Origin of the sequence: Enterobacter sp. 241F3, from assembly GCF_034106785.1 — a bacterium.
GTDB lineage: Bacteria > Pseudomonadota > Gammaproteobacteria > Enterobacterales > Enterobacteriaceae > Enterobacter > Enterobacter vonholyi.
Genome location: NZ_JAWNDD010000003.1, coordinates 433,406 through 448,332, shown reverse-complemented (window position 1 = coordinate 448,332; position 14,927 = coordinate 433,406). Strand labels below are relative to the sequence as shown.

At 55.0% G+C, this 14,927-nt stretch carries 16 protein-coding genes; 6 read left to right on the top strand and 10 right to left on the bottom strand.

Annotated elements, in window-relative coordinates:
* Positions 1–2: 2 nt before the first annotated feature.
* The 10 genes from UR504_RS12550 to pspA all read right to left on the bottom strand — a co-directional run bounded on the left by UR504_RS12550 (position 3) and on the right by pspA (position 8,362).
* Positions 3–791 (bottom strand): sugar phosphate isomerase/epimerase family protein, encoded by a 789-nt coding sequence (locus UR504_RS12550; protein ID WP_271368043.1) that lies wholly within the window; start codon positions 789–791, stop codon positions 3–5.
* Positions 792–808: 17 nt separating this feature from the next.
* On the bottom strand, positions 809–1,861 hold the full coding sequence (locus tag UR504_RS12545; RefSeq protein ID WP_302235377.1) for a zinc-dependent alcohol dehydrogenase: 1,053 nt from the start codon (positions 1,859–1,861) through the stop codon (positions 809–811).
* A gap of 28 nt (positions 1,862–1,889) precedes the next feature.
* A complete protein-coding gene (locus UR504_RS12540; RefSeq protein ID WP_302235376.1) occupies positions 1,890–2,732 on the bottom strand; it encodes a carbohydrate ABC transporter permease in 843 nt (280 codons plus the stop codon).
* Positions 2,719–3,600 (bottom strand): carbohydrate ABC transporter permease, encoded by an 882-nt coding sequence (locus tag UR504_RS12535; RefSeq protein WP_114977065.1) that lies wholly within the window; start codon positions 3,598–3,600, stop codon positions 2,719–2,721. Before UR504_RS12535 ends, UR504_RS12540 begins: the two co-directional genes overlap by 14 nt.
* Positions 3,601–3,622: 22 nt before the next feature.
* Positions 3,623–4,915 (bottom strand): ABC transporter substrate-binding protein, encoded by a 1,293-nt coding sequence (locus UR504_RS12530; RefSeq protein WP_320718027.1) that lies wholly within the window; start codon positions 4,913–4,915, stop codon positions 3,623–3,625.
* 14 nt (positions 4,916–4,929) lie between these two features.
* Positions 4,930–6,627 carry a sugar phosphorylase gene (locus UR504_RS12525; protein WP_302235374.1) on the bottom strand — a complete coding sequence of 566 codons (1,698 nt, stop codon included), beginning with the start codon at positions 6,625–6,627 and terminating at the stop codon, positions 4,930–4,932.
* A 196-nt stretch (positions 6,628–6,823) separates the two neighbouring features.
* Positions 6,824–7,048: a phage shock protein PspD gene (gene pspD / locus UR504_RS12520; RefSeq protein WP_111965095.1), complete on the bottom strand. Its 225-nt coding sequence runs from the start codon at positions 7,046–7,048 to the stop codon at positions 6,824–6,826.
* A 12-nt stretch (positions 7,049–7,060) separates the two neighbouring features.
* The gene (gene pspC / locus UR504_RS12515; RefSeq protein WP_008501237.1) at positions 7,061–7,420 is read right to left on the bottom strand and encodes an envelope stress response membrane protein PspC; all 360 of its coding nucleotides are present in this window, start codon (positions 7,418–7,420) and stop codon (positions 7,061–7,063) included.
* Positions 7,420–7,644 carry an envelope stress response membrane protein PspB gene (gene pspB, locus UR504_RS12510; RefSeq protein ID WP_023312045.1) on the bottom strand — a complete coding sequence of 75 codons (225 nt, stop codon included), beginning with the start codon at positions 7,642–7,644 and terminating at the stop codon, positions 7,420–7,422. Before pspB ends, pspC begins: the two co-directional genes overlap by 1 nt.
* Before the next feature lie 49 nt (positions 7,645–7,693).
* Positions 7,694–8,362, bottom strand: coding sequence for a phage shock protein PspA (gene pspA / locus UR504_RS12505; protein WP_136194969.1), 669 nt, complete (start codon positions 8,360–8,362; stop codon positions 7,694–7,696).
* 166 nt (positions 8,363–8,528) lie between these two features.
* Here pspA and pspF point away from each other — a divergent pair, with 166 nt between their 5' ends.
* The 6 genes from pspF (at position 8,529) to sapF (ending at position 14,873) form a co-directional block, all read left to right on the top strand.
* The gene (gene pspF, locus UR504_RS12500; RefSeq protein ID WP_302235373.1) at positions 8,529–9,506 is read left to right on the top strand and encodes a phage shock protein operon transcriptional activator; all 978 of its coding nucleotides are present in this window, start codon (positions 8,529–8,531) and stop codon (positions 9,504–9,506) included.
* Between the two features lie 87 nt (positions 9,507–9,593).
* The gene (gene sapA, locus UR504_RS12495) at positions 9,594–11,234 is read left to right on the top strand and encodes an ABC transporter substrate-binding protein SapA (protein ID WP_115875366.1); all 1,641 of its coding nucleotides are present in this window, start codon (positions 9,594–9,596) and stop codon (positions 11,232–11,234) included.
* Positions 11,231–12,196: a putrescine export ABC transporter permease SapB gene (gene sapB / locus UR504_RS12490; RefSeq protein ID WP_069719064.1), complete on the top strand. Its 966-nt coding sequence runs from the start codon at positions 11,231–11,233 to the stop codon at positions 12,194–12,196. Before sapA ends, sapB begins: the two co-directional genes overlap by 4 nt.
* Positions 12,183–13,073 carry a putrescine export ABC transporter permease SapC gene (gene sapC, locus UR504_RS12485; protein ID WP_045415694.1) on the top strand — a complete coding sequence of 297 codons (891 nt, stop codon included), beginning with the start codon at positions 12,183–12,185 and terminating at the stop codon, positions 13,071–13,073. Before sapB ends, sapC begins: the two co-directional genes overlap by 14 nt.
* Entirely contained in the window at positions 13,073–14,065 is a 993-nt protein-coding gene (sapD, locus tag UR504_RS12480; RefSeq protein WP_248174393.1) for a putrescine export ABC transporter ATP-binding protein SapD, read from the top strand. The genes sapC and sapD overlap by 1 nt, the downstream gene beginning before the upstream one ends.
* 1 nt (position 14,066) lies before the next feature.
* The gene (gene sapF, locus UR504_RS12475) at positions 14,067–14,873 is read left to right on the top strand and encodes a putrescine export ABC transporter ATP-binding protein SapF (RefSeq protein WP_302235372.1); all 807 of its coding nucleotides are present in this window, start codon (positions 14,067–14,069) and stop codon (positions 14,871–14,873) included.
* Positions 14,874–14,927 lie beyond the last annotated feature (54 nt).

Here is a 14,927-nt window from a genome sequence, read left to right as displayed (position 1 = left end):
CCTTAGCATTTACGCAGATAAGTGAGCGAATCCCGGTATGCCTGAGCCGGATCATCGGCGCGAACACGGCACTCATATACCACGTAACCCTGGTAGTTATCCGCACGCAGCTGATCGAACAGGCTGGCAAAATCGATGCTGCCGCTGCCCGGCTGGTAGCGGTGATTATCGGCGATGTGCACATGGCCAAGCAGATCGCGGTTCCGATGCAGCGCATCCGTCAGCGAGTCTTCTTCGATGTTCATATGATAGAAATCGCCGATGATCTGCATATGCTTCAGGCCGTTCTCTTCGATGTATCGACGCGCGTCTGCCAGGGTATTAATCATATGATCCTGATAGCGGTTCAGCGGCTCCAGATAGACGGTGGTTCCGGTGCGCGCTGCCACCTCATCCAGCCAGCGCAGCGAAGCACTCACCGCTTTGCGGTCGCCTTCAAGGCTGCGTGGAGAGGTCATTGGCGGCAGTCGAAAGGTAAACATCCCCCACGCGGCAGGCACGATAATGCCCTTACCGCCCACCTCAGCCAGCGCTTCCAGAATGCGTTCAATCTGCTGTAATCCGTTCAGACGGCGCTCTTCGATGAAGTCGCCGATCCAGCCATCGTATCCACCGCAGGCCGTCGTCACTGGCAGACCAGTGGCTTTGATGGCCGCTTTCACCTCGGCGAGGTTTTCCACCAGCAGCTTGCCGTCAATTTCGTAGCCATCAAACCCCATCGCTTTGATGTACTCGAATTTCTCCATGATATTGACCGGGAAAAAAGCCTGGTTCTGTGTTGCGATTTTCATGATTTGCTCTCCTTAGCTTAAAAAGTGACGCCCATTTTGATGCTCAGTTCCGGATGCTGGTCCACATATTTCATGTAGCTTTCAGCGCTGGTGGTGAAGGTCACAACCGGGTCGATCAGATCTTCACAATTGATATAACCGTTCATCAGCAGTTCCCAGCAGGTCTCTTCGATACGCTTGCGGCTCCAGCGCGGATAGTCCGGGTTTGGTTCGCTGCAGGCGCGGGAGAAGACAATCTTCGCGTTATTGAAATGCGCCTCGCGGCCGAGGTTAAAGCCTTCAGCGAACGGTTTCGCGAAGGCTACGTAGGAGATGGTGCCGCCGTAGGCGAGCCCGCGCAGCGCGGACTGCAGCGCATCGGCAAAACCACTGGTTTCGATGATCACGTCCGCGCCCTGCTTGCCGGTCAGCTTTTTGATTTCCAGGCCGACATCGGTGCCGATTGGGTTCAGGCAGTGGTCCGCGCCGTGACGACGGGCGATCTCGCAGCGGTGTTCGATTGGATCAACGCCGATAACCACTGACGCACCGGCTTTTTTAGCCAGCTGAATCGCAATCTGCCCGATTGCTCCCAGACCGACCACGACGACAAAGTCGCCCACGCGGACGTTGGCATCACGCACGCCGCTCATGGCGAACTGCGCCGGATCGTAGCAGACGGCGTTCTTCCAGGACGCGCCCTGCGGCATTTTACGCAGCTTATAGTTGTTCACCGCGTTGACGATGACCGTTTCCTGCAACGGGCCGTAGCAGCAGACAAGATCGCCGATCTGGTAATCCGTCACGTCCGCACCGCATTCAATAATGTCGCCAACAACCATGTTACCCAGCTGGAACTTACCGAACTCAATACCGCGCGCTGCGCCCTCTTCACGCGGCGTGAACATCTGCCACTCCGCGTTGAATTCTTCATCAATAAACGGGCTGGCGGCGCGGAAATCCACCACTTCTGTACCGTGTTTTGGCGCGCCAAAAAGGGCGCGAATTTTTACTTCATGGACTGCAACCGGACGATCTTCATATTCCACCAGCGCCGCCACGCGTGGCGCTGTCGCAACTAATTTTTTCATGACTGACTCCTTGTTAATATTGGCCGCCTCAGCCCTTCACGCCACCGGCGGTCAAACCACTTTTAATAAACCGTTCAGACAGGGCGTACATGATGACCACCGGAAGCGCCGTCACCAGCGATGCCGCCATCATGCGACCCCAGATATAATCTGGCGTGCTAAAGAGCGTGTTCAGCCCGACCGGCAAGGTGAAATTGCCAGAGCTGGACAGGAAAATTGACGCAAACAGGTAGTCGTTCCACGCCACCATAAAGCAGTAGACAAACACCGATACGAGTCCTGAGATCGCAAGCGGGACGGTGATGCGAAAGATGATTTGCAGGCGGTTGAGGCCGTCCATCATCGCGGCTTCTTCGATTTCGTCCGGGATGGTGTCGAAATAGCTGCGCAGCATGAACACCGCTGTCGGCAATGTCTGGGTCACCATGGTGACGATCAGCGCCAGCTCGGTGTCGTAGATCCCGAGGGCGGTGATGATTTTGAACAGCGGCACCACCAGCAAGATCCCTGAGAACATATATACGGTGTAGAAGCTTGCATTGATCGTCGTGCGTCCTTTAAAACGCAGTTTGGACAAGGCATAAGCACCCAGCGTGCCGAGAAATAGGGCAATCACCGAGGAGGTCAGCGATACCACCATGCTGTTTTTGAAGTAATCCACAAACGGGAAGATCAGCGGGTTAAAGATGTCGATGTAATGCTGCAGCGTCCACTCCTGGGGCAGAATGGTCGCATGGAGCGAGATTGCCTCTTTCGCACTCTTAAACGACGTCATTAGCATCACGAAGAACGGGAACAGCGTGATAACCAGAAACACCGCCAGCCCCAGATAAAAACCAATACGGCTCAGTACGCGTTTATTTGTTGCCATTGAGGTTTACCCTTTTTCTGGTCAGCAGAATCACCGCGAAGATGATCACGAACAGCACGACGGAGATCGCCGCAGCTTTACCCAGGTCATTGAAAGCGAATGCGGTTTTGTAGAGGTAGACGCCCAAAATATCGACCTTAGTAGTCAACAGGTAGACATCCGCAAACATGTAGAACATCCAGATAGTGCGGAGCGTCACTACCGTTGCCAGCACCGGCATAATCGCGGGCAGCGTAACGATTCGAAAACGCTGCCAGGCATTCGCGCCGTCCATTTCCGCCGCTTCATACAGGGATTTATCAATGGTCTGTAAAATCGCCAGGAATGAGATAAACGCGTACGGGAAGTAACGCCAGATGGCGAACAGCACCACCAGTACAAAACTGCTGCCGGGATTGTCGAACCACAGGGGCGCCTGGTCATACAGATGCAGCAGGTCAACGCCCAGATAGTTCACGATGCCGTAGCCGTTGTTGAACATGTATTTCCATGCAAACACCAGCGAAATGGACGGGGTGACGTAGGATAAAATCACCAGTGAACGTGCCGTTTTCCGCAGACGAAACTCCCGGTTAAAGAAGATGGCGACGGCAAGCCCCAGCCCGGTACTGCCGAGCACGACCAGCGCGGTGTACCAGAACGTCATCCACAGCGAGTGCCAGAAGGCGGCATCGCTGAGGATGCGAATGTAATTATCCAGCCCGACAAACACAGCGCTAATGCGCGGGTTAAGCGGCAGTCGTAAGAAACTGATTTCAATATTGGAAATCATTGGCCAGGCCACCAGGCCCCCCAGCAAAATCAGGCTGGGGGCCAACAGCAGCATGGCGAAAGGCATATCTGAACGACCAGAAAACAACGTCTTCATAATTTCCTTCCGCAGAGCGCTCCTATCGTTGTGAAATAAGATCAGTCAGTCGCTTCTGGCTGCTGCTTAACGTTGTATTAAGGTCCTTCTGCCCCACAGTGACGTTATGCACCATGGAACTGATAATGCCGGAGCCCGTTACATCGCCCATGCGGGTGAAGTTTTTATCCCCAACCGCGCCAAATACCTGCACGTTCGGGAACTGCGCAATCAATTCATAAGGCAGTTGCCCAAACGCTTTAATCACGTCGTTGTTTTTCCAGGCATCGGTGCCCACCACTAGCTTGTTCACCGGCAGTGCCGCGCCAGGCGACATCATGACCCAGTCCGTCGCGTTTTGAGCCTGTTCCATCCAGGTCACAAACTTCTCGGCCGCTTCGGTCTCCTCTTCAGTTTGTCCGGTGGTGATCGTCAGGGAGGTGATCATGCCGTACACCGCCGATGACTTTTCAGTCGGGACAACGAAGCCCAGGTTAGAGGGGTTTCCGTCCTTGTAGACGGCAGGCAGGATGTAGGTGGAGTAAACCGCCATAGGCGCTGAACCGTTCATGAAGGCGTCTTTGATCTCCATGACATCGTTTGAACCCGGCATGGTGGTCGCGGCCAGCGCTTTATAAAACGCCAGCGCTTTTGCCATTTCCGGGGTATCGATATCGACGTTCCCTTTGGCATCAAACACGTTTGCGCCGCCGGAAAGCGCAAACTGAGAGAACGACTGCTCGGTCATCACGCTTTCAGCTGTCGGCAGCGCGATGCCGTAATGCTTTTTAGCCGGGTCGTTAAGGCGCTGGCTGGCTTGCAGTAGCTGTTCCCAGTTATGTGGCTCCTGAATGCCCGCCGCGGCCAGCACATCTTTGTGATACCAGACGCCGGAAAGCCAGGCGCTGACCGGCACGCCCGTCCAGGCTGAACCGTCTTCCGTACGAACAACACGCAAGATGCCGTCATAGAAAGTGTTTTCGCCTACCGCGTTAATGGCTTCGCCGATAGCTTTGCGATCCAGCAGCTGTTCCTTGTCCATTACTTTTGCGTAGTCATGGCTGACCTCGATCACTTCAGGCAGCGCGCCGGTTCTCGCCAGCGTAATCACCTTGGTGTTGTAGGCATCCTCTTCCACCGGTACCTGTTTTACCGTGATGCCAGGATTCTCTTTCTCGAACTTTTCGATCAGCTTCGTGATAACCGCCTGACGCTCCTGCTCGACTGATGAGTGCATAAACTCAATAGTGACAGCGGACTTTTTGTCATCCTTACAGCCTGATAACAAAGCGCACGAAACCAGTGCTGAAATCAGCACAATTCTGGGCATTTTCATTTTTAAGGTCCTTTTTAGTTTTCTTTAATCCACAACACCTGCCATGGATGTAGGGTCAGCGTTTTATCTGTAATAACTTCTCCTGAAATCAAATCCGTTCCGGATTGCATATCGGACTCTACCGTTTGAATGCCATCACTGAAATTAAACAGCGCCGTTATTTTCTCGCCACAATCCGCCACACGAACGATTTTTAAAACATGTTCTCCTGACGCACTAAAATAAGCCTGGCTGTCAGGGTGGAATGCTTTTTCCGCACGACGCAGCGCGATTAACTGGCTTAACGCACAATAGACCTGATAACGCAGACTGCTTTTATCTTCAAGCGCACCATCAATTTGTCCCGCGGTATATTTCTCGCGATTTATCGCACGGTTATATCCCAGGCGTTTAACACCTGCATAATCATTACGGGAGCCGAGAATACTCTGGATATAAACAGCTGGCACGCCGGGGAAGCTTAAGAGGACGGCATGCGCCAGAATAAACCGGGCAATGCGTTCGCTATCATGACTTTCTCGCGTACTCAAAGCATCCAGATAGGTCACATTAATTTCATACGGGCTTCGTGTGCCATCCGGGTTATTTTTCCAGTTAACCAACGCACCTTCAGCCTGAAGTTTTTCCACAAGCGAGAGGATTTCCGACTCGGGTAAAATTCCGCGTAACGGATTCAGACCAATCCCGTCATGCGAGGCCAGGAAGTTAAACCAGGTCGTTTTCGTGGAAGGCAACGTCAGCGACGTCGCCCACTGGCTCAGCGTACGGACGTCCTGAGAATGCACCGCGTGCAGCACCAGCGGCGGCAAAGAGAATTGATAAACCATCTGCGCTTCATTTTCACCGTCACCGAAGTAAGCAACGTTATCTTTATGCGGAACATTCGTCTCGGTGATAATCACCGTGCCCGGGGCGACAGCCTCGGTAATGGCGCGGAAAAGCTGGATGAGCTGATGGGTTTGCTTAAGATGAATGCAGGTTGTTCCGGGTATTTTCCACATGAAGCCCACAGCATCCAGACGAATGTATCGCGCCCCTTCAATCAGGTAATGCAGCAGCACGTCGACCATCGCAATCAGTACCTGCGGGCAGGCGAAGTTGAGATCAACCTGGTCCTCGCTGAAGGTAGTCCACAGGTATCGCACGCTGCCATCATGCAGTGTGAAAGGCGTAAGAAGCGGTAAGGCACGCGGACGCGTCACCGCGGATAAATCTGTATCAGGATCGACAGAAATAAAGAAATCGTCATACCCTGGCGTTTGCTTCAGGTAATTAGCGAACCATTTGCTTTTGGCTGACATATGGTTGCATACGAAATCAAACATTAAACTGGCTGACTGTTTTAATTCGGCAACGTCTCGCCATGTTCCGGTTTCAGGTGCAACCTCATGATAATCAATAACAGAAAATCCGTCGTCAGAAGACCATGGATAAAAAGGCAAAAGATGGACATGAGAAAAAGAACGAGAAAGCCATTTGTTATAAAAACGTGTAAAAACAGGGAGTGCTTTCTCCCCTTTCGCTGAAAACTGGTCGGCATAGGTTATCAGAACGACATCTTTTTCATCCCAGCCCATTTTACGTTTTTCTGTAATAACAGAGGCGGCCTTTCCGATATTTTCCAGCAGCACATTTAAATGGGCTTCAGAAAACGTTCCCCCGTAAACAAGATTAATGAGTTCTTTAATTTTTGGATTCATTTCATTTTCCATGGTAGCGGTCCCACGAAGTGGCAATCTACTCCCATGAAAAATATCTGTCAACGGACCGGGGAGGTGAAAAAGGTGATTGCAAAGCAGCTCAGCACAATATTGTGAGCTGCCGCAAAGAAAGAACGGGTAAAGAGGAAATGCGGTGAGCTATCGCCAGTCCCTCGCCCGTCAGGGAAAGGACTAGCGCCAGCGGGAATTATTGGGATAAGTAGCGGCGAGAAAGCCGTTTTGCCACCTTTTGCAACAGCGGTTCGAGCGCCACGGCCAGCACCATTCTGATCGGCTTGCGGGCAACGGATTTGATCGCCCAGCCCGCCACGCCTGCCGGGCCGAACCGTAACGCGGTCAGCAGGACCAGTTTACCTGCGATTTTCAGGCCGGGTTTTACCTTCTGACCGGCCTGTTGCCAGTGTTGTTTCATCTCATCTCTCTCTTAAAGCTGACGAAAACGACTTCTCAGCGTAAAGGTATCCGACGTGACATAGCGCTCCATTTCCCGTAACCGCTTCTCACCGGCGGCGAGTTGCGCATCAACCGCATTGAGAAGATCGCTGCTGGTTGGGGCACCCTCCGCAGCCAGCTCTCCTTCCGGCATCGGGTCAAGAACAAACGACAGCACGATATAAGCTACCAGGGTGATAAATGCCAGACCAAAGAAGATCGACAGCACCGTCACCACGCGTACCAGCTTAACCGGGACGTCAAGATAATGAGCCAGCCCGGCACAGACGCCGCGCACCATGCCCTGCTGTGGAATTCGCCACAGCTTTTTGTTCAGATTCAGTCCAGACATTAACGGTCCCTCCAGTTTGGATGTTCAGCATCCAGGATGGCTTCCAGCGCCTGAATGCGTTCGCGCATTTTGTTCGCCTCATCGGAGAGCTGTACCAGACGCTGTTGTTCACTCTGGGAAAGTTCGCCCCGTGAAGAACGGTTGCTATAGTGCAGCCACAGCCAAATCGGCAAAACGAACAGCACGAAAATTGTCAGGGGAATGGCCAGAAAAAGCGCGCTCATGTGTACTCCTTGTCTTACGATGCGGCACGTTCAGGTGCCGCAGGAATTATTATTGGTTGTCTTGCTTCATTTTGGCTTTCAGTGCCGCCAGCTGCTCGCTGATTTCATCATCAGCCTTCAGGTCGGCGAACTGTTGATCCAGCGACTTCTGCTTACCGATGCCGTGGCTTTCGGCTTCAGCTTCCATCTGATCGATACGACGTTCAAACGATTCAAAACGGGCCATCGCTTCATCCAGCTTACCGCTGTCCAGCTGACGACGCACGTCGCGGGAGGAGCTCGCAGCCTGGTGACGCAGGGTCAGCGCCTGCTGACGCGCACGGGTCTCGCTCAGCTTGTTTTCCAGCTCGCCAATCTCTTTCTTCATACGGGTGAGCGTGTCGTCCACCAGCGTCACTTCATGCTCAAGCGTCGCGACCATATCAGCCAGCTTCTGTTTTTCGATCAGCGCCGCACGGGCCAGCTCTTCTTTGTCTTTGCGCAGCGCCAGTTCCGCTTTTTCCTGCCATTCGTTCAGCTGAGCGGTAGCCTGTTCAATGCGACGCGTAAGCTGTTTTTTCTCCGCCAGCGCGCGGGCGGAGGTTGAACGCACTTCAACCAGCGTGTCTTCCATCTCCTGAATCATCAGACGCACCAGCTTCTGCGGATCTTCCGCTTTCTCAAGCAGTGAGTTGATGTTGGCGTTCACGATGTCGGCAAAACGAGAAAAAATACCCATAATCTAATCCTCATAGTTCTGTTATCGGGCTATGCCCTGCTGTACTGATAATACAAACATCATGCCAACTTTTTATCTTATTGATTTCACTGAGCCTGATTGATTTTTATGCAATGAAGGATTACTCTTTCCTGGTGAATATCGCTAAGGAGTGGTTAATTTCATCATGCCTGGATACAAAGACAATTTACTCGGCGAAGCAAACAGCTTTCTCGAAGTGCTGGAACAGGTCTCTCGCCTTGCGCCGCTTAACAAACCTGTGCTAATCATCGGCGAGCGCGGTACGGGTAAGGAACTCATCGCCAACCGTCTGCACTATTTATCCGGGCGCTGGGACGGCCCCTTCATTTCCCTGAACTGCGCGGCGCTGAATGAAAACCTGCTCGACACCGAGCTCTTCGGCCATGAAGCGGGTGCATTTACCGGTGCCCAGAAACGCCATCCAGGACGATTTGAGCGCGCCGACGGCGGTACGCTGTTTCTGGATGAACTGGCCACCGCGCCCATGCTGGTGCAGGAAAAACTACTGCGCGTGATTGAGTACGGCGAGCTGGAGCGCGTCGGCGGTAGCCAGCCGCTGCAGGTGAACGTGCGCCTGGTGTGCGCCACTAACGCCAACCTGCCGGAGATGGTGGCGGAGGAGAAATTCCGCGCCGACCTGCTCGACCGCCTGGCCTTTGACGTCGTTCAGCTTCCTCCGCTGCGCGATCGCAAAAGCGACATCATGCTGCTGGCAGACCAGTTTGCGATTCAGATGTGCCGCGAGCTCGGACTGCCGCTCTTCCCCGGCTTCAGCGATTATGCTCGGGAGACGCTGCTGGCTTACCACTGGCCGGGAAATATCCGCGAGCTAAAAAACGTCGTGGAGCGTTCCGTCTATCGCCACGGCAGCAGCGAGACCGAGCTGGACAACATCATTATCGATCCTTTTCAGCGCAGCGCGACGCCGCTGCCGGCACCAGCGTCTTCAGGCGATCTCCCCTCTCTGCCTCTCGATTTACGCCAGTTCCAGCACGACCAGGAGAAACAGCTGCTGGAGCACAGCCTTAAGACGGCGAAATATAACCAGAAACGGGCGGCTGAACTGCTGGGTCTGACCTACCATCAGTTAAGAGCGTTGCTTAAAAAGCATCAAATGCGCTGACAATATCAGCACTTACCATAGACATTTTTACGAAGCAGGCGTAAGTGCGATACACTTTGCAGATCGAACCTAAAAACCTTAAAAATTATGCGTCTGGTTTTATCGTCCTTTTTTGCACTTGGTCTGTTTAGCAGCCTGGCCTTTGCCGCGCCCGGGCAAACGCCGCAGCCTGACATTCGTGACAGCGGCTTCGTCTATTGCGTAAGCGGCCAGGTGGATACCTTCAACCCGCAAAAAGCGGGCAGCGGCCTGATTGTGGATACCCTTGCCGCGCAGCTTTACGATCGTCTGCTTGACGTCGACCCGTACACCTACCGTCTGGTGCCCGAGCTTGCGGAAAGCTGGGAAGTGCTGGATAACGGGGCAACCTACCGTTTTCACCTGCGCGATGATGTCGCGTTCCAGCGCACGCCGTGGTTTACCCCCTCGCGCAAGCTGAATGCGGATGACGTGGTCTTTACCTTCCAGCGTATCTTCAACCGCAACCACCCGTGGCATAACGTTAACGGCAGCAACTTCCCTTATTTCGACAGCCTGCAGTTTGCCGACACCGTGAAAAGCGTGCGTAAGCTGGACAACCGTACGGTTGAGTTCACGCTGACGCGCCCGGATGCCTCCTTCCTCTGGCACCTGGCGACCCACTATGCATCCGTCATGTCGGCCGAATACGCGGCTCAGCTGACGAAGAAAGATCGTCAGGAACTGCTCGATCGCCAGCCGGTCGGCACCGGTCCGTTCCAGCTGGCCGAATATCGCGCCGGACAGTATATTCGTCTGCAACGCCATGAACACTTCTGGCGCGGTACGCCGCTGATGCCGCAGGTGGTGGTCGATTTGGGTTCTGGCGGGACCGGGCGTCTGTCGAAACTGCTCACCGGGGAATGCGACGTGCTTGCCTGGCCCGCGGCCAGCCAGCTCACGATTTTGCGCGACGATCCGCGCCTGCGCCTGACGTTACGCCCGGGGATGAACATCGCGTATCTGGCCTTTAACACCGATAAGCCACCGTTGAATAACCCTGCAGTTCGACACGCTCTGGCGCTGGCGATTAACAACCAGCGCCTGATGCAGTCGATCTACTACGGCACGGCGGAAACCGCCGCCTCAATTTTACCGCGCGCCTCGTGGGCCTACGACGGTGAGGCTAAAATTACGGAATACAATCCGGCAAAAGCGCGTGAACAGCTGAAAGCGCTGGGGGCGGAAAACCTGACGCTGCAGCTTTGGGTGCCAACCAGTTCCCAGGCGTGGAACCCGAGCCCGCTCAAGACCGCCGAACTGCTGCAGGCGGATATGGCGCAGGTGGGCGTCAAAGTGATCATCGTACCGGTTGAAGGCCGTTTTCAGGAGGCGCGCCTGATGGACATGAATCATGATTTAACCCTGACCGGCTGGGCTACCGACAGTAACGACCCGGACAGCTTCTTCCGGCCGCTGCTAAGCTGTGCGGCGATAAACTCGCAGACCAACTACGCCCACTGGTGTAACCGGGAGTTTGACGCCGTGCTGCAAAAAGCGCTGTCTTCCCAACAGCTGGCCTCGCGCATCGACGCCTATGATGAAGCGCAGAAGATCCTGGCCCAGGAGCTGCCGGTGCTGCCGCTGGCCTCTTCCCTGCGTCTTCAGGCCTATCGTTACGATATTAAGGGCCTGGTGCTGAGCCCGTTCGGCAACGCCTCGTTCGCCGGCGTATCGCGTGAAAAAGACCAAGAGGTGAAAAAACCATGATTATTTTTACCTTGCGTCGTCTCCTTTTGCTGCTGGTGACGCTCTTTTTCCTGAACTTTGTCGGCTTCAGCCTGAGCTATTTCACGCCCCACGCCCCGCTCCAGGGGTCGTCGCTGTGGGATGCCTGGCTGTTCTGGTTTAACGGGCTGCTGCACTGGGATTTCGGCGTATCCAGCATTAACGGGCAGCTTATTTCCGATCAGCTGAAAGAGGTTTTCCCGGCCACGATGGAGCTGTGCATTCTGGCCTTCGGTTTTGCCCTGATGGTCGGGATCCCCGTAGGCATGCTGGCCGGGATTTATCGCAACAAATGGCAGGATAAGTTTATCAGCGCCCTCGCCCTGCTCGGCTTCTCCATCCCGGTCTTTTGGCTGGCGCTGCTGCTGACGCTTTTCTTCTCGCTGACGATGGGCTGGCTTCCGGTTTCTGGCCGTTTTGATCTGCTCTATACGGTTAAAACGGTGACGGGCTTTGCCATCATCGATGCGTGGCTGTCCGATTCCGTATGGCGCCACGAGATGATCGTCAGCGCCCTGCGCCATATGGTATTGCCGGTGCTGACGCTGGCGGTTGCGCCAACCACCGAAGTGATCCGCCTGATGCGCCTGAGCACCATCGAGGTGTTTGACCAGAACTATGTCAAAGCCGCCGCCACGCGCGGACTGTCGCGCCTGACCATACTGCGCCGCAACGTCCTGCACAACGCGCTGCCGCCGGTTATTCCGCGCCTGGGATTACAGTTTTCCACCATGCTGACGCTGGCCATGATCACCGAGATGGTCTTTAGCTGGCCAGGCCTGGGGCGATGGCTGATTAACGCCATTCGCCAGCAGGATTATGCCGCTATTTCTGCGGGTGTGATGGTGATTGGTTCGCTGGTCATTATTGTTAACGTGTTGTCCGATATTCTGGGTGCCATGGCTAACCCATTGAAGCATAAGGAATGGTATGCCTTACGATAACGTATACAGTGAAAAGCGCACGCCCGGCGTGCTGCGTACCGTGTGGCGTAAATTCTATGGTGACACCACGGCAATGATCGGCCTTTATGGCTGCGCCGGTCTGGTATTGCTGTGCGTCTTTGGCTCGTGGTTTGCGCCGTATGGCATTGACCAGCAGTTCCTCGGCTATCAGCTGCTGCCGCCGTCCTGGTCGCGCTACGGCGAAGTATCTTTCTTCCTGGGAACGGACGATCTCGGACGTGACGTGTTGAGCCGCCTGCTGAGCGGTGCGGCCCCGACGGTGGGCGGCGCGTTTGTGGTGACGCTCGCGGCAACGATCTGCGGACTGGCGCTCGGTATTTTTGCGGGCTCCACGCATGGCCTGCGCTCGGCGGTGCTTAACCATATTCTGGATACGCTGCTGTCAATTCCGTCCCTGCTGCTGGCGATCGTTGTGGTTGCCTTTGCCGGTCCGCACCTGTCGCATGCCATGTTCGCCGTCTGGCTGGCTATCCTGCCCCGCATCGTGCGCTCGGTTTACAGCATGGTGCATGACGAGCTGGAAAAAGAGTATGTCGTCGCCGCGCGTCTGGACGGCGCGACAACCTTCAACATTCTGTGGTTTGCCGTACTGCCCAACATCGCCGCCGGGCTGGTCACTGAGATCACCCGCGCCCTGTCAATGGCGATCCTGGACATCGCGGCGCTCGGCTTCCTTGACCTCGGCGCGCAGCTGCCGTCGCCCGAATGGGGGGCGATGCTTGGCGACGCGCTGGAGTTAATTTACGTGGCGCCGTGGACGGTTATGCTGCCGGGTGCGGCCATCATGGTGAGCGTGCTGCTGATCAACCTGCTGGGCGACGGTATTCGCCGTGCAATTAACGCGGGGGTGCAATAATGCCGCTTCTTGATATCCGCAACCTCACCATTGAATTCAAAACCGGTGAAGGCTGGGTTAAAGCCGTCGATCGCATCAGTATCACCCTCGCGGAGGGTGAAATTCGCGGGCTGGTGGGGGAATCCGGCTCAGGAAAAAGCCTGATTGCAAAAGCTATCTGCGGCGTGGCGAAAGACAACTGGCGCGTGACCGCAGACCGTATGCGGTTTGATGATATCGACCTGCTGCGCCTCTCCCCCCGCGAGCGGCGTAAGTTGGTCGGGCACAACGTCTCGATGATTTTCCAGGAGCCGCAGTCCTGTCTCGACCCTTCCGAACGCGTGGGTAAACAGCTGATGCAGAACATTCCCGGCTGGACCTACAAAGGCCGCTGGTGGCAACGCGTTGGCTGGCGCAAGCGTCGCGCCATCGAGCTTTTACACCGCGTCGGGATCAAAGACCACAAAGATGCGATGCGCAGCTTCCCTTACGAGCTGACCGACGGCGAATGTCAGAAAGTGATGATTGCCATCGCGCTGGCCAATCAGCCGCGCCTGCTGATTGCGGATGAACCAACGAACGCGATGGAACCCACCACGCAGGCACAAATTTTCCGCCTGCTGTCGCGTCTCAACCAGAACAACAACACCACCATTTTGCTGATCAGCCATGACCTGCAAATGCTCAGCAAATGGGCGGATAAAATTGACGTGATGTACTGCGGGCAAACGGTTGAAACCGCGCCGAGTGAAGATCTGATCACCGCGCCGCACCACCCGTATACGCAGGCGCTTATCCGCGCCATTCCGGATTTTGGCAGCGCCATGCCGCATAAAAGCCGCCTGAATACCCTGCCCGGGGCGATTCCACTGCTGGAATCTTTGCCGATAGGCTGTCGTCTGGGGCCGCGTTGCCCTTATGCACAGCGTAAATGTATCGAGACGCCACGCCTGACCGGGGCAAAAAATCATCTTTACGCCTGTCATTTCCCGCTGAACATGGAGAAAGAGTGAAATGGTCGAAACCTTACTGGAAGTGCGTAACCTGAGTAAGACCTTTCGCTACCGCACGGGGCTGTTTCATCGTCAAACCGTCGACGCGGTGAAGCCGCTGAGCTTTACGCTGCGTGAAAAACAGACCCTGGCGATCATCGGCGAGAACGGTTCCGGAAAATCCACCCTGGCGAAAATGCTTGCCGGCATGGTTGAGCCCACGGCAGGCGAAGTATTGATTGACGATCATCCTCTGACGTTCGGCGATTACTCTTTCCGCAGCCAGCGCATCCGCATGATCTTTCAGGATCCGTCTACCTCGCTCAATCCGCGCCAGCGCATTTCGCAGATCCTCGATTTTCCGCTGCGTCTGAACACCGACCTGGAGCCGGAGGCGCGCCGTAAGCGCGTATTCGAAACCCTGCGTATGGTTGGGCTGTTACCGGACCACGAAAGCTACTACCCGCACATGCTGGCCCCCGGTCAGAAACAGCGCCTGGGTCTGGCGCGTGCGCTGATTTTGCGGCCAAAAGTGATCGTTGCGGATGAAGCGCTTGCCTCGCTGGATATGTCGATGCGCTCGCAGCTGATTAACCTGATGCTGGAATTGCAGGAAAAACAGGGGATCTCGTATATCTACGTTACCCAGCATCTGGGAATGATGAAGCACATTAGCGATCAGGTGATGGTCATGCACCAGGGTAAAGTGGTCGAGCGCGGCAGCACCGCGGATGTGATGGCCTCCCCGCTTCATGAGCTGACAAAACGACTGATTGCGGGTCACTTTGGTGAAGCATTGACCGCCGATGCATGGAGAAAGGACCGCTAAGCGCGACGGCAAACAAAAATCGCCCCACTAAATTAGGGATTAAATAGACTTCAT